Genomic DNA, 25254 nt, shown 5'->3' on the forward strand with positions numbered 1-25254 from the left:
TAGATAAAAATAAGTCCTAAATATAAATTATATTAAATCAATTATCTGATTTATAGCCTCATCCAACTTGGAATTGCTTTGGAGTATTTCAATTATTTCAGGACAAGGATTTGAATAAATATAAGGATAATCAACATCCCATATTTCTTTTTGAGGAATATACGCTAATTTTTCTCCATTTAATGAAAATTGAGCATTTATTTCACCAGTATTGCCTCGTGCATCCAATCTGAACCATTTTTCATCAAGAAAAACTCCATTTAAACCATGGAATATCTTTCCAAAGTTGGTAGATAATTTTTGATAACAGAAACCCGTAGGAATATTTTCACATCGCAACAGTGCCGCCAATAAGTGAGATTTGGTAAAGCATAACCCATGACCCTTCTTTAAAACATCTGAAGCTCTGTAAGTAATTTCATTACTATTAATATCTAATGAATGGTTAATTTCGTCCCTTACAAATTCGTAGATTGATTTTGCTTTTTGAATATCTGTTTTCATTCCTTTTGATAATTCTATTGCCTTTTTTGCCACCAATTGATTATCAAAATCAATTATTTCTGAGGAGCAAAGATAATCCTCAATATTCTCTTTTAGTGGTATTAACTTCATTTAATCACAATGCAATACATTATTCTTTAAAATTTATAATTCCGCAATTACCAGCATTTCATAGTCTTCCGTAGTTAAATACTCATCTCGACTAAATTCGCCTAATTTGCAGGCCATTATATCAATTTTAGTAAAATTCAGTGATTTTAAAAGCCAAATTATTTCTGAAGGGACATAATATCTCTCATCACATTCTAAAGCAAGTTTTTGGCCATTATCATCTTCTACTTCCAGCTGGTACCTGTCCCTGAAAGTCATGAGATCAAAGGTATTGTTATTATTGGTTTGGGTGGTGGAACTGGAATTTATAAAGTCCTTTACAGAATTGAAAAGAGGATAAAGACCATTTAATGTGGTAAATATCAATTTTCCATCTGATTTTAAGGCTTTCGCTGCATTTTTAAGTATTTCGAAGTTCATTTCATCAGTTTCCATGAGCGGGAAGGCCCCTTCACAGATCATGATGGTCAGGTCGAACTCTTTTTCAAAAGTTAAATTACAAGCATCAGCTTTTATAAAATCAATGTCTAATCCTTCATTATACGCGTTTTCAGCAGCTTTTTTAAGCATAGATTCTGATAAATCCACTCCAGTTACAGAATAGCCCCTTTTGCACAGTTCAATAGCATGTCGACCAGTGCCACACCCAATATCAAGAATTTTGGTTTTTTTATTGTAATCTATCTCTTTTTCAATGAAATCGACTTCACCTTGTGTTCCGTGAACAAAAGATTCATATTCATATTTTTCTGCATAATTGGAGAATAATTCCTGGTACCAAGTTTCATCTTCTCACTAGATTGATTTTAAAAATAGCGATAAAAATAGTTTTGCTTTTAGCAAATCACAAATTTTAGAAATAGATTTAAAAATATTTGATCTAAATCAAATTAATCAGCAAATTTTAAAAAATTAATTAAAAAATAAAAGAAAAAATGGTTAGGAAAATTATTTAGCAGCTAACTCCAATTTTTCATTGAATATTTGGAATTGCTTGATATTTCCCTCAGATTCCATGATTTCCAAACATCTCAAGACAGAATAAGCCGCTCTACTGACTCCTGCACTTCTTTTTTCAGTATCTGTACCTACGCAATACAAATTATTAATAGGAGTTTCTACATCACCAAAACCAGAATTAATGTCCCATGCAGCCTTTTCAGGAATTAAATCCTGATAATGAATCATTTCAATATGATTTTCAATATCTGGTTGGATTTTTATTATGGAATCTAATGCTTTTTTTCGAATTTCCATGGTATCATAGTCCTCAGGGATAGTAAAAGCAAATCCAACAAGTTGATTTCCTTTAGGGGCCATAGAAGAGTCAAAATTCGACACAGGAACCATCCAGGCATAAGGATCTGAATCAATCCACATTTCCGAGCCATAATTCTCAAAGATTTTTTTATTTAAACCTAACCAAATAGTCAATGAATTAACTTTTTTAATTTTATTTAAATTCTGAGCATATGCATAAGGTAAATCATCAATTAAATACGGTAAATCAGAAGCAAATCCAGAATAAACAACAGTATCGCAGTTATAAGAATTTTTATTGGTAATGACCTTTTCGACTTTCTCACTACACTGAATCTTTACCACTTCTTCACTGGTGTTAATTTTCACATTTTTTGGAAAAGATATTAAAATAGAATTAATAATGGACTGAAGACCACCCTTAGGATAGCCCTGATCTTGAGCACCTTCTGTAACGAAAAGATCATATAAACTACCTATATATTTAATTGGACTTCCTTTATTAGTTTTATTATCTATAAAACGAGAAATAGCCGTGTTTTCAATAGAGGTTCCTACTAAAAAATAACATATCCAATCTAAAAACCTTCTAGTGGTAGAAGAAATATTTTCTGGAATCAGTTCCTGTATAGAAATATCAGACAAATTTTTACCAGCATTTAGCAGATAAAGAGTATTGAACAATGCTTTCATTATCAATAAACGATCGGTTTTAGGAATCAAACCAAATGTGAGCCAAGAATTAATATTCCAAGGGAATGGTTTTACTTCATTTCCTATTCTAACATTATACTTCCCAAAAGGAACAAATTGGGGGATAACATCAAAATATCTGTCCATAAGCTCTTTTAAAGGCCCACGCTCCAGGCGGGTGATGGCATGAGGCCCAGTATCTATTTTATACCCATCCACATCATAAGAGCGACATACTCCCCCGATATTTTCCTCTTTTTCCAGAATTAATACAGATTTACCTTCCTTTGATAGAGCTAGAGCTGCTAATAGCCCACTTATCCCTGCCCCAATCACCACTACATCATAATTATCATTATCCATAAAAATCACCATTAATAAAAATGCTAATAAAAGTTGTTAAAATTTTAAAAACAAGTACAATATGCCTTAGATGTAGAACAAAATATAAAAAGTTATGGTTGTTTTAAGCAAAAATATTATAAATATAAAATTATCTTAAAGCAAATTTAATGCGTTAAAATTATTATTTTTCTCTTATATCCCTTTAAAAAGGAGAATAAAGGTTATTTATCATGGATCTGTCTCAATTTTTCAATATCCAGTTTATAAATACTACTCCTGGTCATCATGACTTTTTGGGATTTAACCGGATTTTTATCAATCATAATTTTCTGCTAAAACTGTGGGAAAGACTTGTCAAGACACCAGTATTTGGCTTTTACTATCCTGGGCTTTAACTCATTTCCTTTCGTTTCATTTTTTTCATATTTATTTTGTTTAATTCCGTGTAAAAACATCTTTATATCTTCTGTAACATAATTAATTTTTGATGAAAAAACATGCTCTGTTTTTCAAAGAGGTTATTTAATGTTATATGGAATTGTGGATATTGGTTCAAACACAGTTAGATTGAATGTTTACCGTTGCAAAAATAATGATATACGGGTTATGTTTTCAAAAAAAGAAAATTTAGGTTTAGTCTTTTATATAAAGAAAGGAAAATTAACTAATAAAGGTATTAAAAAACTATTAACTCTTCTTAATGAAATGAAAGATGATTTGGACTATTTAAAAATAAAAGGTTACAGCTTCTTTTCTACTGCTTCATTGCGAAATATTGAAAACCATGCTGATGTTATTCAAATTATTAAAGATGAAGTAAATATAGAAATTGACATATTATCTGGTGAGGAAGAGGGAGAATTAAGCTTTTGTGGATCTATTTCTACTATTCAAAAGGACAATGGGATTCTAATTGATTTAGGTGGGGGTAGTGTTGAAATTGTACTTTTTAAGAATAAAAAAATAAGGGAAAAATACAGTATTCCTGTTGGTTCTTTAAAAATGTATAATGCTTATGTTTCAGATATGATACCTAATAAAAACGAGTGTAATTTGATTAAAGAAAGAATATACTCTGAATTAGAAAAAAGTGGTCTTAATAATGAAGAAAAAGTTCCTTTTATGTGTGGTATAGGGGGAAGTATTCGTGCCATTGCAAAAATATTAGTGGATTTAAATTTGCAGAATAAAAAAGCGGATTTAGTAGATGTTAAATTATTAAAAACACTAGAAAACGAATTGAATCTTAATGAATTGAATTTAAATAATAAAGATATTTATTACAAAATATTACAGGTTAAACCATCTAAAATTCACACTTTAGTCCCTGCTTTATTAATAGTTGAATCAATTACGTCTTATTTTGGATGTGAAAAAATACAAATTAGTGAATTTAGTGTTAGAGAAGGCTATTTATTAAAAAAAGTGTTAAATAGGTGCCAAAATGTCCAAGAATGATTATAGTTTTACCCAAAACCGTGAATTATCTTGGTTAAGATTTAATGATCGGGTTTTAGAAGAAGCAGAGGATGGTTCTGTCCCTTTATTAGAACGTTTAAAATACGTGTCAATTTTTACCAGTAATTTAGATGAATTTTATATGGTAAGATGCGGAAGTTTATATGATTTATCACTTATTAATGAGGATTATGTAGATAATAAAACTGGTTTAAGTGCGCAAGATCAATTAAATGCCATCTTTGATAGGACTAAATTCCTAAATAAACGTAGAGATAATGTATTTAAATCTGTCCATTCTCTTTTAAAAGAGCAAGGTATTCAGGATTTAGATTTTAATGATTTGACTAAAAATGAAACTAAATTTATTAATAAATATTTCTTTAATTACATTTTTCCAGTTTTATCTCCCCAAATTATTGATATCCACCATCCTTTTCCCCATTTATTAAACAAATCCCTGAATGTTATGTTAACAATAAAGGATAAGGGCAAAATATTATATGGACTTATTCCAATCCCTTCCTCTTTAACCAGGGTAATTTATTTTCCAAATGATGAAATGAGGTTCATTCTATTAGAAAAAGTAATATACGAGTATGTTAATGAAATCTTTTCAAATTATAACGTAGAATTTAAAACTGTAGTTTCAGTTACTAGAAATGCTGATATTACTTTATCTAATTCTCAAATTGATGAAGATGAAGATTATAGAGGCTATATGAAAAAAATTTTAAAGAAAAGAACTCGTTTAGCACCAATCAGATTAGAATTCTATAAATATTCTGACCCGGCACTGACAAAATTTCTATGTGATCAGTTAAATATTGAAAAAAATCAAGTACAAATCTCTAATACTCCGTTAGATATGAGTTATGTGTTTAATTTATATGAGCATATTGAAAAAATAAATGAATTAATTTTCCATAAATTATCCTTTAATCCATATTATCCTAAAATACCAAAAACTGTTAAAGAAGGAAAAATTATTTCTAAGTTAAAAAGGAAGGATATTTTACTTTTCTATCCCTATGAGTCTATAGAACCTTTTTTAAGTTTATTAAAAGAGGCAGCTAATGATGAAAATGTAATATCCATTCAAATTACTATTTATAGATTAGCCAGATCTTCCTCAGTAATAAAATATTTATTAGAAGCCTGTGAAAATGGAAAAGATGTAACTGTTTTAATTGAACTTAGAGCCAGATTTGATGAAGAAAGAAATATTCACTATGCAGGTTTATTAGAAGAAGCAGGTTGTAGGGTTTTATATGGTTTTGAAGAGTATAAGGTGCATTCCAAAGTTTGTTTAATTACTCGAAAAGAGAGAAATAAAATTCAATATATTACTCAATTAGGAACTGGTAATTATAATGAAAAAACTTGTAAATTATACACTGATTTAAGTTTTATTACTAGCAACCAGGCCATTGGTGAAGATGCAATGTTATTCTTTAAAAACATGGCAATTTCTAATTTAAATGGCAAGTATAAAAAGTTATTAGTTGCGCCTTTTGGATTAAAACCTAAATTAATCGAAAAAATCGATATGGAAATTGAACGGGCCAATAATAATCGCCCAGCTAATATTATCATGAAAATGAATTCTTTAACGGATATAGAATTGATTGAAATGTTAAGTAAAGCTTCCCGTGCTGGTGTAAAAATTAAATTAATAGTTAGAGGTATTTGTTGTTTAGTTCCCGGCTTACCCGGTAAGACTGAAAATATTGAAGTCATTAGTATTGTAGGTAGGTTCTTAGAACATGCCCGGATTTATTGTTTTGGTACTGGAGAAGATGTTTCCATATATTTATCCAGTGGCGATTTAATGACGAGAAATACTGAAAAAAGAGTTGAAATTGCTTTTCCTATTGAAAATCCAATCTTACAGAAAAAAATTATCCATATATTAAATATTATGCTCAATGACAATGTTAAAGCTAGGAAAATAAATGATATGGGAGAATATGAGAAAGCAATTCGAAGTATTGATTTAATTGATTCTCAAAATTATTTTATGGATGACGATTTCTCAGTAAATGAAGAAGAAGAAATTGAAAAAGAATCATTTTTCTCTAAACTAAAACATTTATTTAAAAAAATAGATTGATAATTCACTTTTTTATTTTAATGATTTATTTTTTTAACAGATTCAATTATTTCTAAGTTTAATTTAGCTTAAAATTCCGATATTTTATTACTAGAACCATATATTAACAAAATATAGTTTTTATGGAATTTTAAGTTATATTTACGATTTACTTGGCAATGACCGATTAAATAAAAATAAACTGTTAATTTTTTTATCCATATAATATTAGTTCTTTTTGCTAGTCAATATAGAAAAAAACTTAATTGGTTAAGCATTATTTCATTAAAAACAGTAAATAACCCAATTACTAAAATAAAGATCAAAATCAAAGGATTGGAAAAGAATATATTTAAATTAGATAGTTATTGATAATTGAATTGTTATTCCAAAAGATATCAATCTTAAAAAGACACCATTTCCGCACTTGAGTTAGTTATTTGAATAAGAAAGCGAATTAACAGGAGAATAGAACTTTAACTATAACTTGGAACACAGTTTACGATTTATTTCAATAAGCAAAATACGAAAAAAGAATTTTAATTTCGCTATTAAGCATTTTTCATTAAAATTCAATCTAATGAATCAACTCTAAAGATAAATTAATCCAAGATACCATATTTAATATGGATTAATATGTAAACCATATTTATTAATCGCAGGCAAATTAAATGAGAAATAAAAAAACCGTTGAAAAACATCGAAGATTATTCATATTACTGCCCCTGGTTATGGGTGTTTTTTTATGGTCATTGAGTGCAGGCATTATTAACATTTCATTGCCTACCATTTCCCAGTATCTAGATATAAGTACCAACATGGTCGCATGGGTTGTTATCATTCATTTGGTTATCCTCACCAGCTTTCTACTTATTTTTGGAAGAGTGGGGGATTTTATTGGTTACAAAAAGATATTCATAATGGGACTGTTTATTTTTGCCGCCGGTGCGTACCTATGTGCAGTTTCACTGAACTTTTATCATTTACTATTATTCCGCATCATACAAGGCATTGGATCCTCAATGTTGCTTTCAGTGATTCCAGCGATGGTAACTCTTAGTTTCAGTCCTGAAAATCGAGGGAAAGCATTTGGGTATATTTCATTGGCCACCACCATTGGATTATCCTTGGGATATGGTTTAGGAGGATTTATAGATACATACGCAAATTGGAGATGGATATTCATTGTGAACATTCCATTAGCCATTTTAACCATTTATTTAGCCAATAAATATATACCTGTAAGGCAAAAACTTAAAAAACCATCCAGTTTCGATTTTATCGGTTCCATTCTAGCCTTATTAACTATCATTTCATTCCTACTTTTGATTCAAGTAACACGGGACATAAATAACCTACCCCAATGGTTCCCTCTGGGATTGATCCTGGTGACTATGCTGGGAGTTTGCTTTGTTATCTGGGAATGGAAACACGAATCTCCTCTATTTGATTTACAGGTTCTTAGGAACGTTTATCTAACCACCGCATTGTTAGCCACTTTCCTGGCCAATCTAGTTTTAACTGGAACCATCTTTTTAGTTCCATTTTATCTGGAATTAATCCATGGTTACAGTGCTGACTTTGCAGGGATGATAATACTCATACCTTCTTTGCTGATTCTGGTTACAGGACCACTATCCGGCTATCTATCAGACCGCATTGGATCAAAACCTGTGGCAATTTTTTCCGCGCTTGCACTCATCATTTCTACACTAATCTTCACCATAATGGATCTGACGGTTGGAATTTTATTCATTTTCATCGCCCTGGCCATACGATCCTTATGTGAAGGCATGTTCGGACCCGCCAACAACAAAATGGTCATGAGCCACAGTTCTTCTGAAAAAACAGGGGCCATTTCCAGCTTAATGAATACTGCACGATATCTGGGCCTGGTAATGGGTATGGTTGTTTTTCAGGGAATATTCGACAGCGTAATCAGTGCCCAGTCAAAACAGATGGACATCATGCAACCCATAGGTGCTTATCAACTCATAATTCCAAAAAGTGCTCTTTTAACTGGTTTTCAGAGCGCATTCTTCATTGGGATGTCTATAAGTGTGGTTATCATTATACTATCTTTCCTGTCGAATGAAAAAAACTAACACCCGAACAATGTTCTATGATCATTAAACTAATTTATCATGATTTGTTTAATAAATGCAGAAAAATATAACATTTATATTAAAAAAGTTAATATGGGAATATAAAAAAATATTTTTGTTATTGACATTATAATAATCTTTTTTAAAGATAGTTAAAATCAAATATTTCATCATCAGTTAGATTATTTTGTAAATAACCTAAGGAATGCATGAATTCCGCCAATTTGTTAACATTTTCCTTAAATTCCGAATCAGGTATACTTGTAAATTTAACCTGGGTTAGTGAGGATGATGCTATGGATTTATTCACACCAAGCTTCTGTGACACTATAATTATAGTTTCATTTTTATGGGACTGAACATAACTGGTTGCTTGTGAGTGGACTTTCAAAAATTTTCTTAACATTTGAGGATTTTTATCAATAAATTTCTGATTGGCAATGACCACACAGCAGGGATGATTTGGCCATATATCACTAGAGTACATTAACAAACTACCATCACCACTCATATAAGATTGTGATACATATGGCTCCCATGCAATAAACGCATCAACTGAACCTGATTTCAGGCTCTCATCCATTAAAGGTACTTCCACATCGGTGTTGAAGAAGGAATTGGTGGAATAATTGTTTTCATGCATTAAATAGATTAATAGAATATCCTGTATAGAAATACTTGGCGGAGTAGCCACTGTTTTATCCTCTAAATCAGTAACACTTTTTATAGTATCATTTTTAACCATGATACCACTACCTTCCAGATTAACCGGTGCTACCACCTTCACAGCAAACCCTTTGTCGATTCCCCTCAAAACAGGAGCCATTCCGCAATAACCTACATCAATAAGACCCCGGTCAGCAGCCTGAACCATTTCTGTTCCTGAACGAAATGGGACCATTTCCACATTAAATCCCTCTTTTTCAAACATGCCCTTTGCATCTGCAATAAAAAGAGCAGAATCATGGTCACTTGGAAGGTAACCCACTACAATAGTTTCCTGAGACATTAAATAGTAAGCAGAACTTTCATAAACCATTAAGCACACTAATAGAAGAGCTCCTATATATGTTATCCAAGTGATTTTTTTCATTTTAATAACCTTATTATTTACTAACCTATATTAAACCATTAAAATAGTCTCTTATTCATTCACAGTAGTGTTTTTCTCTTAAGATTATAAAAATATATTAGTATTAAAAAATTAAATTAAGTGAAAAGATAATTATAATAATTCTGGCGATAATATGGACCAAATTACAGACACATTTCAAATTGAAGATAATCACTATGCTTCTTTTGCAAATAAAACAAAGATATCAATAGAAAAAGGCCAAGGAATATATGTCTACGACGAAAAAGGCCAAAAATATGTAGATTTCACTTCGGGTTGGGGTGTAACCAGCATCGGGCATGCTAATCCAGTAATTACCGAGGCTCTGGTGGAACAGAGTAAAAAAATTATTCAAAACCCTAATTCGGGGGCTACCTATTCTCCTACACGTTCCAAACTTATATCATTAATGCAAAAAGAGGTACTGGCCGAAAATTTAACCCGTGTGTTTTTCGCAAATAGTGGAGCAGAAGCAAATGATGCTGCTATCAAACTAGCCAGAAAAGCAACTGGAAAATTAAACATCATATCTACTGAAAAGAGTTTTCATGGCCGAACTATCAGCACTGTATCTGCCACTGGCCAAAATAAACATCGGAACAAATTTAATCCCCTAATTCCCCACCACATATTTGTTCCATATAATGATATTACTGCAATGGCTCAGATTATCACTCAAGACGTGGCAGCTGTAATAGTGGAGCCTATACAGGGCGAAGGTGGGATAAATATCCCTGATGAGGATTATCTAAAAAAATTATCCAATTTATGTCATGAAAATGATGTTCTTTTGATATTAGATGAAATTCAGACCGGATTTTGTCGAACTGGTTCCATGTTCACATCAGATAAAGTTAAAATTGACATTTTAACCATGGCCAAAGGCATTGCTGGCGGATTCCCTTTTGCAGCCTTTGCAATGAGCGAAGAGGTTCATGACAAACTGGAAGTAGGAGATCATGGAGGAACCTATTGTGGAAATCCTCTGGGTTGTGCGGTGGCCTATGCCGTTATCAAATACATGTTAGATAATAAAATCTGTGAAAATGTGAAATCTGTAGGTCAATTTGCCCTTGCTGAACTCATGAAATTAAAAAAAGAGTATCCTGATTTAATAAAAGATGTAAGGGGTAAAGGACTTTTGATTGCCATGAAAATGGCTGATGAGGATATTACTGCTTCTTTAAATTCCAAATGTTTTGATAATGGTCTTCTTTTAAATGTAACTCAGGGAAATGTAATTAGAATGTTTCCAGCTTTAAATATCTCAAAAGAAGAAATGGAAGAAGGTTTAGATATATTTAAAAATAGTCTAATTGAAATTAGTCTGAATGAAAATATACTAGTGAATGATTAATCAGCGATTCAATATATTCAGTCCATTTACTTCCCAACATGGATACAAATTGATTGAAATATCAAATAGCTTTTATCTTTCAGATAATGTTCTGATTTTCCCATATTATCTAGAAATGGTCTAGATTAGAAAATTTCTAATTACCATGCACTGATTACCATAGCAACATTTATGATAATGTAAATCACTACAAGAAGTACTATAGAAACTCTATCCAGTACCCACGATAACTTCTTTTCACCTTTCTTATCATAAAGATATAAAGAAATTGTGGATTCAATAAGAGTTACCAGAATCAGAATCAAACCTAAATTATTCACCATATCAGCCAGAGTCATGGCACCAGTTTTTGGTATTAATTCAGAGGTAATGATAAAGTTGGCAATTGCCACAAATAAAGCTCCGGACCCCAGTACAAACCGTGGATCAACTTTGGTAGGCTTAATAAACAGAGCTAGTAACGCAGCTATTACAGCAACAAATAGGCCTATGAATATTCTGAAATAAAATCCTGAATCTGGCCGGGATATATCAATACCCATTCTTAATTGCGAAAAAGTGGTGTTATTGCTACCTATTCGAGGATCACCAAAATTGGACTTATAGGTATGGGGTTTTTCAATAACAGCGACTTTATCAATATTATAACCTGGAATCTGTATCCGAGAACTGAAATCAGAGGTATTATTTTCTGCAACAAAGACTAAATCTGATCGTTCGTTTTGTTCATCCTCTATTTCTAAGGTGAGCACGTGATTATCCATGGGGAATCTTAAAACATCAAAAAATTTACTTATTTCAGCTGTAACATAGTAAATCTGGTAATGTTGCGTTCCATTAGTATAATTATCCTTTATTTTTTTATCGATAATATTCCCGTCAACAATCTGTAAGTTTTCGCCGGGATTAACCTTACTACCGTTCCATTTAAACCAGATATAGAAATCAACGGTCCATTTACTGTCTGATAAAGATAAATCTCTAATTTGATCCACGTAGATTCCGGTAAGTACCTTAGTAGTGTTGTTAATATAAAGATTCTGTTCTCCGGGGGTTAGTCCAGACTCGGTAAGATTAGGGCTCATACGCGCTATATGTTTAGCAATGTCTGATTGTTTATCCTCATAAACAGCCCCTACCATGAAACTGCCTACCACAAAAAAAATTAATATAATTCCTATTACCCATAATAGGATGAATTTGCGGCCTTTAGAAGAGATTTTTTCAGACTTGGAACGTATATCATCTTTAGGAAATTTATCGGGCTTATCAGATTTATCAGACAAAAAATACCACCTATATCATATAATTAGAGTCAAACTATGAGTATTTTATATAAAAATAATTGGCCTTCTTATATTTAATTTCATCTCTCGATCATAGATTACGATATAATTCCATTTCTTATTATATTTATAATCTGGTTTTATGGACTTTTAGTAAGTTCAAAAATAGCCATAGGTTATGCTACCGGGAAATCTCGCGATTTTATAGCTGAAAGAACTTATATTTATTTAGTGAAAGTTTTAGGGATGGTGATTGTAATATTTGCCATCTATTTCCTGAATCATGGCATTCATTTTGCTAATAAAATAAAAATAAAAAGTTTATTTGGGAGTTAAATTCTATTCTCCACCCCCTCCACCATCACCACCATCACCAACGTCGAATCCCCCGCCATCAAATCCCGCATCAAAATCATCAAATTCTACCGAATCAAAGGCATCAAAGGTGCTAACATCGGAGAATATATCAACAAAGCTGTCATCAAAACTACCAAAGTCATCAAAGTCCATATCTGGCGAAAAACTAAATCCTCGATACCATCGAATTCTGCTGAATGCATAGGCCGTTCCAATAACAGCTGCACCAGCAAATAATATGGCTATTTTTTTAGAGTTATTCTTAAACCACTCAAAATAATAGTCATCAGTCAGGAAAATATTTGATCCACCCATTAAAAGATATGCTCGGGCTCTTTCAGGATCTGATTCTATCCAATTTTCCAAATTTTGGCCTTCTTCTTTTAATTTCAAGATTAATACCCTTGTTTCTTCGCCTTTATCACTTAAAGAATATTTCTTTCCTAAAAACTTTTTTTCCACGTGTAAATATCCCTGAGAAGTCAAGGGTTCCAGTAGTTTCTTCCGGTTATAGTCACTTGATGACCTGGCTACACTCTGTTGAAGCTTTCTAAATCGTTTGCTGTCAACTTTACTAGGTAGATGTTTCCTGAAAACTTCTTCATGAGGTTTAAGAGGCATGTTGAAATTTTTTCCTTCATGAAGGTAGGTTTCCTTAACCATTTTCCTTCCAAATATTCCTTTCTTTTCAACTTCCTGAACATCTATTTTAAAGACATTTTTGAAAATAAGATCTATGAATGTAACTTTCAGCAGTTCTTTGGTTAAAGTTCCCTGGTTCAAAAGTACAAGTGATTCAGCCGGAGTTAAATCTAGGGCAACTATTTTGCCAGAATTATCAGATCCATCTGGTTTTAATTTAGTTTTTAGATTGTTCTGAGTTTTTAAACCACTATTTTGTTTTTCTAAACTCTTACCACAATTTGCGCAAAATTTAGCATTCCCCGAATTTTCTTTACCACATTTTGGACAAAAATCACAGGTAGAATGTATATTTTCTCCACAAGACTTGCAAAAATTTGAGTTTTCTTCATTAATTAATCCACATTGGGGACATTTAATCAATTTCCTCACCCTTTTCTCAAATAAAGGTTTATATTAATTAGATTTCAGTTATAAGTTATTAATATATAAATTTCGTTTTTCTGCAGATTTTTCAGGATTTATAGAAATTATACTGATTTAGTCATAGAAAAATGCAAATAATTTCTTATTAATATAGTAAGCAAGATAACTTGTAATTAAGATACCAAAAATCTTACCAAACACTACGTCTGTTATTTCCAGCACAAAAGGGCCTAATATTTCCTTGTGTTCCAGATTAAACTTTGCTTTGCCCATTTATTCCCACACAAGTAATTAATTTTTAAATGTAATTATATCTGGTTTTCTTTAAACTATTATTTATTTTATTAATCAGATTGATTAGAATATCACCTTAATTTTCAAAGCAAATCTTTATATATAATTTCAGCAATAGTTCATTTCGATACTTATCAAATTATAAAAATATTTACGGTGTACCCCATGGATACCAAAAAAATGGCCAAGGTCTTCAAAGCTCTATCCAATCCTAATCGCTTAGAATTATACTTACAAATCGTTGAAAAACAGGAAAATTGTTACGAAGCAGAATGTGGATGCTTAATCAGTGATATTACCAAGTCATTGAATATTGGCGCCCCTACTATTTCCCATCACCTTAAAGAATTATCCAACGCGGAATTAATATTTACTGAGAGAAAAGGCAAATTTTTAGTGGCTAGAGTGAATGAAGAAATGGTTAATGAAGTTAATGAACTTTTAAAGCTACATAATAATGAATCTTAAAATTTTTAAGATATAATTCGAAAGTTGTCAAATTATCCAAACCAAAAAAAAGAGGAATGAAAAATGAAAACTGCAATAATTTACAAGTCAATACATCATGGAAATACTAAAAAAATCGCTGAAGTAATTTCCGAGGCTCTGGAAGCAGATTTAATAGATTTAAAAGATGCCCATCCAGATATCATAAAAGAATATGATCTAATTGGCTTTGGTTCTGGAATATACTACTACCGCCCCCACAAAAAACTTAGAAAGTTTGTGGAAGGCTTGGATAAAGTTGAAAACAAAAAAGCATTTACATTCATTACCAGCGGCAATGGAAAACCAAATAAATGGTTAAGTGAAAAATTATCCCATAAAGGCTTTGAAGTTCTGGGTGACTTTGAGTGCAAAGGATTTGACACCTATGGGCCTTTAAAATTAGTAGGTGGACATAATAAAGGCCAGCCCAATGAAGATGATTTTAAAGATGCTGAAAACTTTGCTAAAAGTTTAAAATAATTATAAAATAATGACATTACATTTAAAATAAAGAATTTAAGAGCATTATTGGTGATAGAATGGATAAAGCAGACCTTTATGAAACAATATTCAAAAGAAAGTCCATTAGAAAGTTTGATTTAACTCCACTGGATGAAAACACTTTAAAGGAGATTTCAGATTGTCTTCAAACATTGGAACCCTTGCATGAAAACATTAAAATTGAATTTAAAATAATATCACCTGATTTAGTGAAAAGAAGGATGATGAAAAAAGCCCCTCATTACATAGCCGTATTTTCAGAGGTTAAAGAAAGTTACTTGAGCAACGTAGGATTCATGCTACAGCAGATGGACCTATTCCTTTCGGCCAATGGATTAGGAGCATGCTGGCAGGGCATTCCCACTCTAAAAAAAGAGGCTTTAGAAATTTCTAATCTAAAATTTATAATTTTAATGCCCTTTGGGAACCCCCAGGAAACATTGCACAGAACTAATATCTCTGAATTTAAAAGAAAACCGCTAAAAGAAATAACTGACATCGAAGGTGCTGATAATATACTGGAAGCAGCTCGTATAGCTCCTACTGCAACTAATGCTCAGTCCTGGTTTTTTACTGGAGATAAAAACTTAATCCATGCATATTATATTGAACCCGGGCGTGTTAAAGGACTTTTGACTAAAAAATATCCTCCTATGGATGTGGGGATTGGCCTTTATCATCTGAAACTGGCCGGCGAACATTTTGGCCGAAAACCAGAAATTATATTTGATAAAAACCTGGCTAAGAATCTTAAAAAAGAATATAACTATGTTGCCAGCTTGAAATTAAATGATTAATTACTTTTTTTGAATAACTTTTTTTATTTTTGTTTAAATTTATTATAAACCTATAAACTCTTATTTAAATTAAAACAGTTGTTTTGCATACTTATTTTGATGAATTTAGATAACTGAATAAAAAAATGAAATCTAGGAATAGTAGATTATATTTCATTTACTTTTTTCTAAATTATCTATCAATTAGCATCTCCAGAGGGAAAATAAGAAGATACACTAAATTACCCCAACGCGGAGTCATAAACGCCAAAGCCAAAGCAACCAGGGCAATTGCTATAAATAGCAATGTAGATTTTTCACTGGACTTTAGTTGTCCCATATCCGCATTTTCATGTAAAAAATCACTACGATTTATTATGTAAACATTCAAGAAAAGAACTAATGCTATTCCCAGCATGTTTATATTAAAAATAATATCCGAAATAGTGAAATCCCCGTAATCTCCATTTAAAGAGGCTGAAAAAGGAACTAAAACTATAAATAATAGCCATATCATGTTTACCCAAAGTAAGGTAGTATTCACGGACTTTATCTGGCTATAAATACGATGATGTATATTCCAGAACATGGCCAGCAGAACGAAACTTACAGCCAATGAGATAAAAGAAGGTAATAAACCATAAAGAGCATGTTGTATTACCATGTTGCTTAATGGGGCATTTAAATGGGGTACCGCTAAATCCAAAACCAGTAACGTCATGGCAATGGCGAATATTCCGTCCACCAAGGTTTCGATACGATTTTTACTCATATGCATAATTGAATCCTCCAACAAAACATTTTTAATCTCCCAAAACTCATAAAAGCTATATGATAACTTATTAAATTTAAACTTAAATAATTAACGTAAATACTCAGCAAAGATATATAAATTTAAATTTTATAATTTATAAGAATAAAACACCTATCTGTTGATATTAATTAATTATAATGTTTATAAAGATGGATCTAAAGGAGATGAATAAATGGCTGATAATAAAACAGTTTTAGGTTACGATAAATTTCTGATGATGGCCCTTCACCAAGGCCCACTTAGTTTAGATGAATTATGGGAAAAATCCATATTATTTTTATCTCTGATTTGGTATCAGCAGTTACCTGAGAAAGGTCAGCCCTTGGCTGAAAGATTACTTTTCACACTTTCCCACATGCGCTCTCATCTGGAAGATGGAATAACCCATGAAGCCAGCCAAGGAACTGAAGAAGAAATGGCTAAGTTGATTGATGATGGCTGGGTTAAGCTGAATGATGATAAAAAATATGAATTAACAGCAGAAGGCCTGATTAAAGCTGAAAAATATGTAAAAAGTACTAAAAAAGAGGCAATCCTGGCAGATAAAGAATTAAAACCTTCCACCACGGCCAAAAACACCACATTTTTAGATGCCTTCCTGGCAGTGCTTAAACTAGGTAGTGGTTTAATAAGCGGCAGTATGGGTTTAATTGCAGATGGTACTGATGCTACCATGGACACTGTGGAGGCCATTTTAGTTTGGCTGGGAATTAAATATCACCGAGAAAATCTAAGTACATTTCTGGTTATCTTTGGATTATTCATTGCTGCAGTGAGTGTTTTATTCGATTCAGTCACTCACCTATTAGCCACCTTAGCGGGGCATGCTGCACCTATGACCCTACCTTATCTAGTTATAGGCGTTGAAGGAATAGCCATATTGGCCGCAGTATTTCTTTTTTATTATCAACGATATGTGGGAAAGGTCACCAACAGTTTAACCTTAATATCCCAGTCGGTAGATTCTAAAAACCATATATTTATCGGTACATCAGTTATTATAGGTGCTATTTTCGCAATATACGGTGTTTATTTCGTGGATGCAGTGATTGGATTAATTGTAGGGGCTAATATCTTTAAAGATGCTGTAGGTTTACTTAGAGAAGCTATTTCCGCCCAAAAAGGTGATGAAGCAGATTATTCACAGGAATATAAACTACCATTACAAGAATGTTGGGAAGAAAATCAACTGGTGGCCTTTAGAAACTGGATTTTATACACCTTATGGGCCAAAGAATCCAAAACCAGACCAGATATTGTTAAATCCTTAGAAAGGGTTTTCCACCCAGATAACTACATCCCAGTACTCAGCGAGCTTAAAGCCACCTGCAATGGACATTACGATTTTGAAGGCCAGTTTGACGATCTTATTCGCCCTTTAAAAGAACCTGAACTTTTAATTGAAGAAATTGAGGAAGAATACTATTTAACTGAAGACGGGGAGAAACATATGAAAAAGTTCATTTCCCACTTCAAATACTATGATGTCCATGAATCAGATGCTATATTACTGGCCATGGCCCAGGATAAGAAAGAGTGAGTTTATTTGAGTAAATTAATCTAATAATTTTAATTTTTTACATGGCGTGAAAAGTGGAAATGATAATTAGTTGTTTTTTTAAATGTCCTCTTTATTTCTTCATACAAGGTATAAAATACATATCTAAACCAATCAAAAAAAAAATTAAAAAGTTTGTGAATTTTTAATTCATCAGATTGATATTTAAAAGTCATAAATGGTCAATTTTTAAATAGGTTTTTAAAATCCATAAATAGAAACTTATATATTGTATGACCATATTTATATAATTAGTCACAGAGTATAAAGGAGATTAATATGCCTAGGCCTTGGAGTGAAAAAGAAAAAGAAGTAATTAAGAAATCCCTGTTAAAAGAAGGGCGAAATCTTTTCGAGAAATATGGGCTTCAAAAAACAACAATAGATGAGATTGTAAGTGCTACAAATATATCTAAAGGTTCATTCTATTTATTTTATAAATCCAAGGAAGAATTATACTTTGATGTTTTAGAAGAGGTAGAAAATAAATTTAAAGAGAAAATGTTCGAAAACGTATTTCAGCCAGGAAAAAATAGACGCGAATGTTTCAAAACTTTTCTTAATAAAATGGTTGAATTGTTAACTACCATGCCTCTGTACAAAGAGATAACTTCATCAAATTATGAATTACTCCTCCTAAAACTCCCTGAAAAAACCTTGAACGAACACTTACAACGCGATCAGAAAGACATTTCTAAATATTTTAATTACTGGATGGAACAAGGTTGGATGAAAAGAGTGGACATGGAGTCTCTCAATGGCCTATTGCTATCAATGATTCATTTTATAATACACCGGGATGATTTTCAAGGGGGAAATTTTGAAGCATCAATGGAATTATGGATTGAAGCATTATCATCTTACCTAATAATAGAAGAAAACGAAAAATAATTAAATAGAGAATTATAACAAAAGGGGCGTTTTAATTGAAAAAAATAATCAAGGACGAGATTATTCAAACCGAAAATCTATCAAAAAACTATGGCTCTGTAAAAGCCGTAGAAGGAATATCCCTAAATGTCAATAAAGGAGAAATATATGGGTTTTTAGGTTTGAATGGTGCTGGTAAAACCACAACCATCAGGATGATACTGGGTATGGTACGTCCCACAACTGGTTCATCATACTTAAATAATGAAAAAGTCCATTCTCGAAGCCATAATCTCTGGAATAATGTAGGTTATCTTGTGGAAATACCTTACTCCTACCCCGAACTTACTGTAAGAGAAAATCTGGAAATCACCCGCAGATTACGTTTTCTTCCCAGCCCCAATGCAGTAGATTCTATTATTGAAAAGCTTAAACTTGGTCCTTATCAAGATAGAAAGGCAAAACATCTTTCTTTAGGGAATGCTCAGCGATTAGGACTTGCAAAAGCCCTGATACACAATCCTGAAATTCTTATCCTGGATGAACCTACCAATGGGCTAGATCCAGCAGGTATTGTTGAAATAAGAGAACTTTTACGTGACCTTGCCTTCGATAAAGGAGTTACCGTATTTATTTCCAGCCATATCCTTGGTGAAATCTCCAAGATTGCCACTCGCATTGGTATCATCCATGAAGGAAGACTTGTTCAAGAGATGGATGCTAAAGAATTGCATTGTTTCCGTAAGAGAAGTCTGTTAATTGATTTAGAGAACAAAGATGGGGCAATGTCAATTTTAACCAGAAAAGGTTATAATCCAACAGTTAATGAAGAAGGTTTGATTGAAATTACTAATGAAAATGCCATAATTCATCCACAAGATGTGAATTCAAATCTGGTAGATGCAGGTTTTCCACCATCCATGTTAAAAGTTGAAGAAGAAGAACTTGAATCATATTTCTTAAGAATTATTGGTCAAATAGGAATTGTTTAGATGAAAGGTTTATATCCTACTGTTTGGGCAGAAATTCTTAAAGTAAGAAAGTCTAAAATATTTATAATAACATTATTGGCTTTTTCCGGCATTGGTATCACCATGGGGTTGATGGTTTTTGTTTCCAAAAATCCTGAGCTTGTGGGTAATTCTGCCATGGTCAGTGCCAAAGCTTCCATGTTTAAAGATGACTGGTCTTCCTTTTTTGGTTTGCTAATTATGATTATATTAACTCTGGGGACCATTGGTTTTGGAACCATTACGGCCTGGGTTTTTGGTCGAGAATATTCTGATAGGGTGGTACAAGACCTCTTAGCATTACCCGTACCCCGGTACAGCATAGTTTTATCAAAATTTATTACCATTATTGCATGGAGTTTTTTACTATCCTTAATTCTCTTTTTTTCTGGAATTTTAACCGGATTTTTAGTGAATATTACCCATTGGTCTATTATAATAGCGTACCATTACTTTATTATTTTCCTAATAACTTCATTTTTTACCATGTTGCTCTGTACCCCAGTAGCCCTTGTGGCGAGCTTTTCTCGAGGATACTTGGCACCATTAGGTTTTGTAATTGGTACCTTGATTGTGACCCAAATAATGTTTGTGGGGATCCCCAATATCACCCCCTACTTCCCATGGGCCATTCCCGCCATTTATAGTGGAATTTCGGGTGCTGGTGCTCCAAATCCTGATTTAATCAGTTATATGATCTTAATCTTAACTACTTTATTAGGTCTTTTAGGAACAGTAGCATGGTGGCAATTCGCAGATCAAAATTAAAACCAGCCTAATAATCCTAAAAAAATGCTGGGAAGAAAATCAGCTGGCCAGTAGAAACGGGGTTTTATCCACTTTATGGGCCAAAGAATCAAAAACTAGGCCAGATATTATTATATCCCTGAAGCGAGTTTTCATCCAGATAACTACATCCCTGTACTCAGTGAACTTAAAGCCACCGTTAACGGGCATTACGATTTGAAGGCCAATTTGATCATCTTATTCATCCATTAAAGGAAAATGAACTTTTAGTTGAAGAAATTGAGGAAGAGTACTACCTAACTAAAGACGGAGAAGAACATCTTAAAAAGTTCATCGGCCACTTCAAATACTATGATGTCCATGAATCAGATGCTATATTGCTGGCCATGACCCAGGATAAGAAAGAGTGAGTTATTTTAAGGATTATATCCATACTAAATATATGGTCTTTTATCAAAGGCCGCAGGTGTAGGCGAACTAGAAATTCATTATAACCCTATTTTTTGAATATAAATGTATTAATCTATGGTTGAACCTGATACAATGAGCGTTTATGATTATCGAGATAGAGCCGCCTATAGGAAGGTTAATGGAAATCCAGATTATTGCAAAAATGAATTTATTTTAAAATGGTGGACAATTGATCATGATAGAACTTTAGAAGAGGAGATAAATAAAAGCCAATGGGGATGGTATTGGGAAATTAAAGATGAATTAATTAATATAACTCCTTCTGAAATTATAGAGAAATGGATTTCAGATGATCCCATATGTTCCAGATATGCTTGGTATAATATTTTAATGTATTTTGCCATTTCACGTGCAGAAGAACTTGGATTAACAGAAAAAATTAGAGACCCAGAATGGAAAAAATGTCCATTATGTTATAATAAATTTATTGAAAATTCTTTACCACAGCCATTAATTAGAAGATTAGGAATGAACCAGATTGATTTTTGTTCTCCGTGTCTTAGAGACACCATATTAGCTTCAGGGCTTTTAAGTGCATCTAAAGAAGAAATAATTCAATATATACACGATTTAGTTGAAACAACAGAAATGATACCTCCACAAAATTATGGGAGTGGAATGAATGATCTTCATGGATTAACAACTGAAGAAAGATTATCTCTTTTAAAAATTCTAAAAAGAAAACCGAACTTAATTAGAGTTAAAAAGATTTTTGGATCCTGGTTTAATGCCTTGATTGAAGCAGATGTTTTAGATCAAGATTCTCAAAGGATGGCTAGAGGTACTCGTTGTTTAGCAAAAGATGGTCATTTATGTTATTCCTTAGCAGAAAAAACAATTGACGATTTTCTGCATAGCAACACTATTTGCCATGAAAAAGAACCAAAATATCCCGAAGGGAATTATAGGGGGGATTTCATTATTAATAAAACTTTTATTGAATATTTTGGTCTAATGAATGATTCTAAATATAAAGAAAAAGCAAAACTTAAAAAACGAATATGTAAAAAATATAATATTGATTTAATCGCTATATATCCAAAAGATTTAACTAATCGCTCAAAACTAGAAAAAAAATTTGAAAAATTCTTATAATTTCTTTAAATTAAACTAAAAAAAATAATATTAAAGCTCTTTAACCATTACCGTCCGTTCAATATTATTATAAAAGCCATTTTTCAGATAGAATGCTTCGGCCGGTATTTCTTTATTAGTTAATAGTGTCAAACGAATATAATTCTGACAGATGAGATAATTAGAAACCTCATCCAATAATTTTGTTCCTATTCCATTTCCCTGCATTTCATTTTCTACAAAAAACTCATCTACAAAGAATTCCTGGCCATTCCACCAGGACCTATTATGGCCTAAACAAACAGCCACCACATTAGAACCTTCACAGGCCACAAATCCTTCAAATGCAGGATTTCTAATTAATTCACTCAGATAATTCTGGGCCTGTTCCAAAGAGTTCCAGTCATCATACCAGGGAGCAGAGGAAAATACCTTTTTGAATAGTTCTGTGCAGTTATCTAAATCACGAGGATTAAATTTTCTAATTTCCAGGCCATTATTCTCGGAAATTAGTTCATTCACCTCAGTTACAATCTCATCTGGGAAAAAATAGGCCCAGTGCTCAGCAATAGGGCTTTGCTGAAAATGTTCCTTAACTGCTGCTTTAATAGACACTCAAATCATTCCTTTTTCGATTTAAACTATTTATTAATTTATTTCTAATAAAAGATTAATAAAAATCCCATAAAATAAGAAAAAATCACTTTTTCTTTTCAAAGATCATGAATAATTGATTATGAAGAAAATCAAATTTCTGCGAACTAAAAAACCCAGCACGGCCCATAATATCCAATAATTTATTTTCAGGAGTATAATGGCCTAAAAATCCTGACAAACTAAATCCTTTATGGTTATAATCAATTATGGCAATTTTACCATTACTTTTAAGAATTTTCTTTATGTTTTTAAAATATTCCTCTTGATTAGATAGGTGATGAAAAACATTTCTTAAAAAAATCAAATCAACACTCTTTTCAGGCAGATTTACACCATTAAAATTACCTAATAATGTTTTAGCGTTTTTAATATTTTCTTTTTCAAAATTATCAGATATAAAATCCAGGGCCTTCTGATTGACATCAATGGCATAAACCATCCCCTTTTCACCGACTTTTTTGGAAAATTCCTGGGCAAAATATCCTCCACCAGACCCTATATCTACTACAACCATTCTAGATCCGATATTAAGATTTTTAATAATTTCTAGAGACTTATTTTTTGGAGAAGCTGCTTCCCTATTTAACATTTTTAAGCTAAATTTAGTTAACATTTTATCACCAGATATAATTCAAAAAAATAGGTTATAGTGGGGCATTAGTTAGTACGGTGCCCCAATTAACATATTTATTCTTATCCAGAGTTAGGGAAGTACAATCTTTTTCAATTCGCCCTAGCCCCGCCATAGTAACAGCCATTTTATGTAAATACAGGAATAATTTTTCATTAGTTTCGATCTTTGGAACTGAAAAAGCTGCATAGCCATTTTTCTGCAGAATTTCACTCAATTGTGTCGTTATAAGATCCAGTTTACTATCCGTGGCGTTCTTTGTGTTATTATAAATTTTTTCAAATTCACTTTGATGTGTATGGTGGGAAATCTTAGGAAACATGGTTAGGCCTATAGAAATCGCATTAGGATATTCATCCAATAGAGAGCCATATTTTCTAGTTTCAGACTTTTCTACATTGGATAAATCAGCAATACCAAAATAATAGTCTTCACATTCAGTTTCAATGGTTTTTCTTGCCAAATTTTCAAATTCCATATTTTTACATCCTTAACTAATCTTTTTTTCTATTCTAAATTTATTTATTTCTTAACATTTCACCATGGCATTGGTTTAAATGATTCTTGTGAATTTTTGAGTTTTAATATTGATTTTGTGATAGACTTATGATTGAGGGTGAAATTTGAAGATAGCCCCAGCTAAGGCGAGCTATCTATGTAAAAATTAGGAAGATATAAGGCCCCTGAGAAGTATTTTATAAACCAGTTGGAGGCGGTAGATAATAATACAGAGGGGGCCTTATTTATTTTTAATTTTCATGAAGTGAATCTTTAATTTTAGTAATTCTCTCCTGTAAAGACCCTATTATCTCTTTATGATGAGCTAGATTCTCTTTGTTTATATCTTCCAGATATGAAATGTAGTTGTCAATTTCTATTAATGCACTTTCAATGGCTTGTGGCTGATGATAAGTGCCCTGGCGGTTATGGGTATTTCCAAATATTTCATAGATGGTTTCCCGGCCAGTATCTGTTAAATCGTATTTTCCATCATCCATTTTAGTTATTAAATCTTCAGCTACCATTTTTTTTAACATTGGATAAACCGAACCTGGCGAAGGGCGTGAAGCCGCACGTTTCATGGTTTTGTTAAGATGCATGTTGTAGTGTCTTCCTGAATGAGAAAAGTCTGAAAAATGATCTTTCATCTTATACATTCCTTCATAGTGTTCCTGTATAGAATCCATTATTTCTACCCCGTTTTTTGGGCCGTGGCTAAGTACATGGAGTATCCATATTCGCAAACCGCCTAATTTATGTAGTTGATCTACTTTCTCATGCAGACTTTTCCAGTTGTGTAATGTATTCTTCCAGTTATCCCACATTCTAAATCAATTTCTCCTATTTGATTATAGAATATTTTATTTCATTAATTGATTATTTATTAATAGCGGATTTAGCAAATTGGCCTTATTGAATAAATATTGGAATTTACTTATCCACATTCTCATATCAATCAGTCGATATCGACCACTTGATATCGAGTAGTTGATATCGAGTAGTTGATATTCTGATGAAGTTGCTTATAAAGGTTTGGTTTTATGAGAATTTAGATCTAAAAACAAAATAATTAATTTAATGAAATTTTGATATGAATAAAATATTTAGAAAA

The 25254-nt window shown here is 32.0% G+C and carries 25 protein-coding genes; 12 read left to right on the forward strand and 13 right to left on the reverse strand.

Annotated features, from left to right (window positions below; genetic code table 11):
- Positions 1-27 precede the first annotated feature (27 nt).
- The 3 genes from Q7I96_10310 to Q7I96_10320 all read right to left on the reverse strand — a co-directional run bounded on the left by Q7I96_10310 (position 28) and on the right by Q7I96_10320 (position 2931).
- Entirely contained in the window at positions 28-615 is a 588-nt protein-coding gene (locus Q7I96_10310; protein ID MDO9627996.1) for a transglutaminase-like domain-containing protein, read from the reverse strand.
- A gap of 33 nt (positions 616-648) precedes the next feature.
- Positions 649-1311, reverse strand: a complete 663-nt coding sequence (locus tag Q7I96_10315) for a class I SAM-dependent methyltransferase (GenBank protein ID MDO9627997.1) — start codon at positions 1309-1311, stop codon at positions 649-651.
- Between the two features lie 252 nt (positions 1312-1563).
- Positions 1564-2931: an NAD(P)/FAD-dependent oxidoreductase gene (locus Q7I96_10320; GenBank protein ID MDO9627998.1), complete on the reverse strand. Its 1368-nt coding sequence runs from the start codon at positions 2929-2931 to the stop codon at positions 1564-1566.
- A gap of 507 nt (positions 2932-3438) precedes the next feature.
- Here Q7I96_10320 and Q7I96_10325 point away from each other — a divergent pair.
- The 3 genes from Q7I96_10325 to Q7I96_10335 all read left to right on the forward strand — a co-directional run bounded on the left by Q7I96_10325 (position 3439) and on the right by Q7I96_10335 (position 8568).
- Complete coding sequence (locus Q7I96_10325; GenBank protein ID MDO9627999.1) at positions 3439-4371, forward strand: phosphatase; 933 nt, start codon at positions 3439-3441, stop codon at positions 4369-4371.
- Complete coding sequence (gene ppk1 / locus Q7I96_10330; protein ID MDO9628000.1) at positions 4358-6484, forward strand: polyphosphate kinase 1; 2127 nt, start codon at positions 4358-4360, stop codon at positions 6482-6484. Before Q7I96_10325 ends, ppk1 begins: the two co-directional genes overlap by 14 nt.
- Positions 6485-7134: 650 nt before the next feature.
- Positions 7135-8568, forward strand: coding sequence for an MFS transporter (locus tag Q7I96_10335; protein ID MDO9628001.1), 1434 nt, complete (start codon positions 7135-7137; stop codon positions 8566-8568).
- Positions 8569-8710: 142 nt separating this feature from the next.
- On the opposite strand, the gene Q7I96_10340 is transcribed toward Q7I96_10335, so the two are convergent.
- Positions 8711-9661: an ABC transporter substrate-binding protein gene (locus Q7I96_10340; GenBank protein ID MDO9628002.1), complete on the reverse strand. Its 951-nt coding sequence runs from the start codon at positions 9659-9661 to the stop codon at positions 8711-8713.
- A 154-nt stretch (positions 9662-9815) separates the two neighbouring features.
- Between Q7I96_10340 and Q7I96_10345 the strand changes: the two genes are divergently transcribed.
- Positions 9816-11039: an aspartate aminotransferase family protein gene (locus Q7I96_10345; protein MDO9628003.1), complete on the forward strand. Its 1224-nt coding sequence runs from the start codon at positions 9816-9818 to the stop codon at positions 11037-11039.
- 140 nt (positions 11040-11179) lie between these two features.
- On the opposite strand, the gene Q7I96_10350 is transcribed toward Q7I96_10345, so the two are convergent.
- The 3 genes from Q7I96_10350 to Q7I96_10360 form a co-directional block, all read right to left on the reverse strand.
- On the reverse strand, positions 11180-12325 hold the full coding sequence (locus Q7I96_10350; protein ID MDO9628004.1) for a hypothetical protein: 1146 nt from the start codon (positions 12323-12325) through the stop codon (positions 11180-11182).
- Positions 12326-12664: 339 nt separating this feature from the next.
- Entirely contained in the window at positions 12665-13747 is a 1083-nt protein-coding gene (locus Q7I96_10355; protein MDO9628005.1) for a zinc-ribbon domain-containing protein, read from the reverse strand.
- 117 nt (positions 13748-13864) lie between these two features.
- Positions 13865-14023: a hypothetical protein gene (locus Q7I96_10360; GenBank protein ID MDO9628006.1), complete on the reverse strand. Its 159-nt coding sequence runs from the start codon at positions 14021-14023 to the stop codon at positions 13865-13867.
- Positions 14024-14209: 186 nt separating this feature from the next.
- On the opposite strand from Q7I96_10360, the gene Q7I96_10365 reads away from it, so the two are divergent.
- From Q7I96_10365 to Q7I96_10375, 3 genes are all read left to right on the forward strand, one after another.
- Positions 14210-14512 (forward strand): metalloregulator ArsR/SmtB family transcription factor, encoded by a 303-nt coding sequence (locus Q7I96_10365; GenBank protein ID MDO9628007.1) that lies wholly within the window; start codon positions 14210-14212, stop codon positions 14510-14512.
- 63 nt (positions 14513-14575) lie between these two features.
- Entirely contained in the window at positions 14576-15013 is a 438-nt protein-coding gene (locus Q7I96_10370) for a flavodoxin family protein (GenBank protein MDO9628008.1), read from the forward strand.
- Between the two features lie 59 nt (positions 15014-15072).
- Positions 15073-15831, forward strand: coding sequence for a nitroreductase family protein (locus tag Q7I96_10375; GenBank protein ID MDO9628009.1), 759 nt, complete (start codon positions 15073-15075; stop codon positions 15829-15831).
- Positions 15832-16003: 172 nt separating this feature from the next.
- On the opposite strand, the gene Q7I96_10380 is transcribed toward Q7I96_10375, so the two are convergent.
- Complete coding sequence (locus Q7I96_10380; protein MDO9628010.1) at positions 16004-16588, reverse strand: TMEM175 family protein; 585 nt, start codon at positions 16586-16588, stop codon at positions 16004-16006.
- A 208-nt stretch (positions 16589-16796) separates the two neighbouring features.
- Between Q7I96_10380 and Q7I96_10385 the strand changes: the two genes are divergently transcribed.
- The 4 genes from Q7I96_10385 to Q7I96_10400 all read left to right on the forward strand — a co-directional run bounded on the left by Q7I96_10385 (position 16797) and on the right by Q7I96_10400 (position 20830).
- Entirely contained in the window at positions 16797-18164 is a 1368-nt protein-coding gene (locus Q7I96_10385; protein MDO9628011.1) for a cation transporter, read from the forward strand.
- A gap of 297 nt (positions 18165-18461) precedes the next feature.
- Positions 18462-19073, forward strand: a complete 612-nt coding sequence (locus Q7I96_10390) for a TetR/AcrR family transcriptional regulator (protein ID MDO9628012.1) — start codon at positions 18462-18464, stop codon at positions 19071-19073.
- Between the two features lie 35 nt (positions 19074-19108).
- The gene (locus tag Q7I96_10395) at positions 19109-20044 is read left to right on the forward strand and encodes an ABC transporter ATP-binding protein (protein ID MDO9628013.1); all 936 of its coding nucleotides are present in this window, start codon (positions 19109-19111) and stop codon (positions 20042-20044) included.
- A complete protein-coding gene (locus Q7I96_10400; protein MDO9628014.1) occupies positions 20045-20830 on the forward strand; it encodes an ABC transporter permease in 786 nt (261 codons plus the stop codon). It begins immediately after the preceding gene.
- A gap of 39 nt (positions 20831-20869) precedes the next feature.
- On the opposite strand, the gene Q7I96_10405 is transcribed toward Q7I96_10400, so the two are convergent.
- Positions 20870-21019, reverse strand: a complete 150-nt coding sequence (locus Q7I96_10405) for a hypothetical protein (GenBank protein MDO9628015.1) — start codon at positions 21017-21019, stop codon at positions 20870-20872.
- Positions 21020-21352: 333 nt separating this feature from the next.
- Here Q7I96_10405 and Q7I96_10410 point away from each other — a divergent pair, with 333 nt between their 5' ends.
- Complete coding sequence (locus Q7I96_10410; GenBank protein ID MDO9628016.1) at positions 21353-22375, forward strand: hypothetical protein; 1023 nt, start codon at positions 21353-21355, stop codon at positions 22373-22375.
- Positions 22376-22405: 30 nt separating this feature from the next.
- Here the strand turns inward: Q7I96_10410 and Q7I96_10415 are convergent, their stop codons facing one another.
- The 4 genes from Q7I96_10415 to Q7I96_10430 all read right to left on the reverse strand — a co-directional run bounded on the left by Q7I96_10415 (position 22406) and on the right by Q7I96_10430 (position 24967).
- Entirely contained in the window at positions 22406-22969 is a 564-nt protein-coding gene (locus Q7I96_10415) for a GNAT family N-acetyltransferase (protein MDO9628017.1), read from the reverse strand.
- A gap of 85 nt (positions 22970-23054) precedes the next feature.
- On the reverse strand, positions 23055-23624 hold the full coding sequence (locus Q7I96_10420; GenBank protein MDO9628018.1) for a class I SAM-dependent methyltransferase: 570 nt from the start codon (positions 23622-23624) through the stop codon (positions 23055-23057).
- A gap of 31 nt (positions 23625-23655) precedes the next feature.
- Complete coding sequence (locus Q7I96_10425; protein MDO9628019.1) at positions 23656-24120, reverse strand: 4Fe-4S ferredoxin; 465 nt, start codon at positions 24118-24120, stop codon at positions 23656-23658.
- Between the two features lie 271 nt (positions 24121-24391).
- Positions 24392-24967, reverse strand: coding sequence for a helix-turn-helix transcriptional regulator (locus Q7I96_10430; protein ID MDO9628020.1), 576 nt, complete (start codon positions 24965-24967; stop codon positions 24392-24394).
- Positions 24968-25254: the final 287 nt, after the last annotated feature.

Source organism: Methanobacteriaceae archaeon (assembly GCA_030656015.1).
Taxonomy (GTDB): Archaea; Methanobacteriota; Methanobacteria; order Methanobacteriales; family Methanobacteriaceae; genus UBA349.

Coding starts and splice junctions, on each gene's coding strand:
- Q7I96_10410 (MDO9628016.1), top strand. CDS start 21,353: ATGAGCGTTTATGATTATCGAGATAGAGCCGCCTATAGGAAGGTTAAT.
- Q7I96_10425 (MDO9628019.1), bottom strand. CDS start 24,120: ATGGAATTTGAAAATTTGGCAAGAAAAACCATTGAAACTGAATGTGAA.
- Q7I96_10400 (MDO9628014.1), top strand. CDS start 20,045: ATGAAAGGTTTATATCCTACTGTTTGGGCAGAAATTCTTAAAGTAAGA.
- Q7I96_10345 (MDO9628003.1), top strand. CDS start 9,816: ATGGACCAAATTACAGACACATTTCAAATTGAAGATAATCACTATGCT.
- Q7I96_10365 (MDO9628007.1), top strand. CDS start 14,210: ATGGATACCAAAAAAATGGCCAAGGTCTTCAAAGCTCTATCCAATCCT.
- Q7I96_10320 (MDO9627998.1), bottom strand. CDS start 2,931: ATGGATAATGATAATTATGATGTAGTGGTGATTGGGGCAGGGATAAGT.
- Q7I96_10420 (MDO9628018.1), bottom strand. CDS start 23,624: ATGTTAACTAAATTTAGCTTAAAAATGTTAAATAGGGAAGCAGCTTCT.
- Q7I96_10325 (MDO9627999.1), top strand. CDS start 3,439: ATGTTATATGGAATTGTGGATATTGGTTCAAACACAGTTAGATTGAAT.
- Q7I96_10340 (MDO9628002.1), bottom strand. CDS start 9,661: ATGAAAAAAATCACTTGGATAACATATATAGGAGCTCTTCTATTAGTG.
- Q7I96_10370 (MDO9628008.1), top strand. CDS start 14,576: ATGAAAACTGCAATAATTTACAAGTCAATACATCATGGAAATACTAAA.
- Q7I96_10335 (MDO9628001.1), top strand. CDS start 7,135: ATGAGAAATAAAAAAACCGTTGAAAAACATCGAAGATTATTCATATTA.
- Q7I96_10385 (MDO9628011.1), top strand. CDS start 16,797: ATGGCTGATAATAAAACAGTTTTAGGTTACGATAAATTTCTGATGATG.
- Q7I96_10310 (MDO9627996.1), bottom strand. CDS start 615: ATGAAGTTAATACCACTAAAAGAGAATATTGAGGATTATCTTTGCTCC.
- Q7I96_10375 (MDO9628009.1), top strand. CDS start 15,073: ATGGATAAAGCAGACCTTTATGAAACAATATTCAAAAGAAAGTCCATT.
- Q7I96_10390 (MDO9628012.1), top strand. CDS start 18,462: ATGCCTAGGCCTTGGAGTGAAAAAGAAAAAGAAGTAATTAAGAAATCC.
- ppk1 (MDO9628000.1), top strand. CDS start 4,358: ATGTCCAAGAATGATTATAGTTTTACCCAAAACCGTGAATTATCTTGG.
- Q7I96_10405 (MDO9628015.1), bottom strand. CDS start 21,019: ATGCCCGTTAACGGTGGCTTTAAGTTCACTGAGTACAGGGATGTAGTT.
- Q7I96_10430 (MDO9628020.1), bottom strand. CDS start 24,967: ATGTGGGATAACTGGAAGAATACATTACACAACTGGAAAAGTCTGCAT.
- Q7I96_10360 (MDO9628006.1), bottom strand. CDS start 14,023: ATGGGCAAAGCAAAGTTTAATCTGGAACACAAGGAAATATTAGGCCCT.
- Q7I96_10380 (MDO9628010.1), bottom strand. CDS start 16,588: ATGCATATGAGTAAAAATCGTATCGAAACCTTGGTGGACGGAATATTC.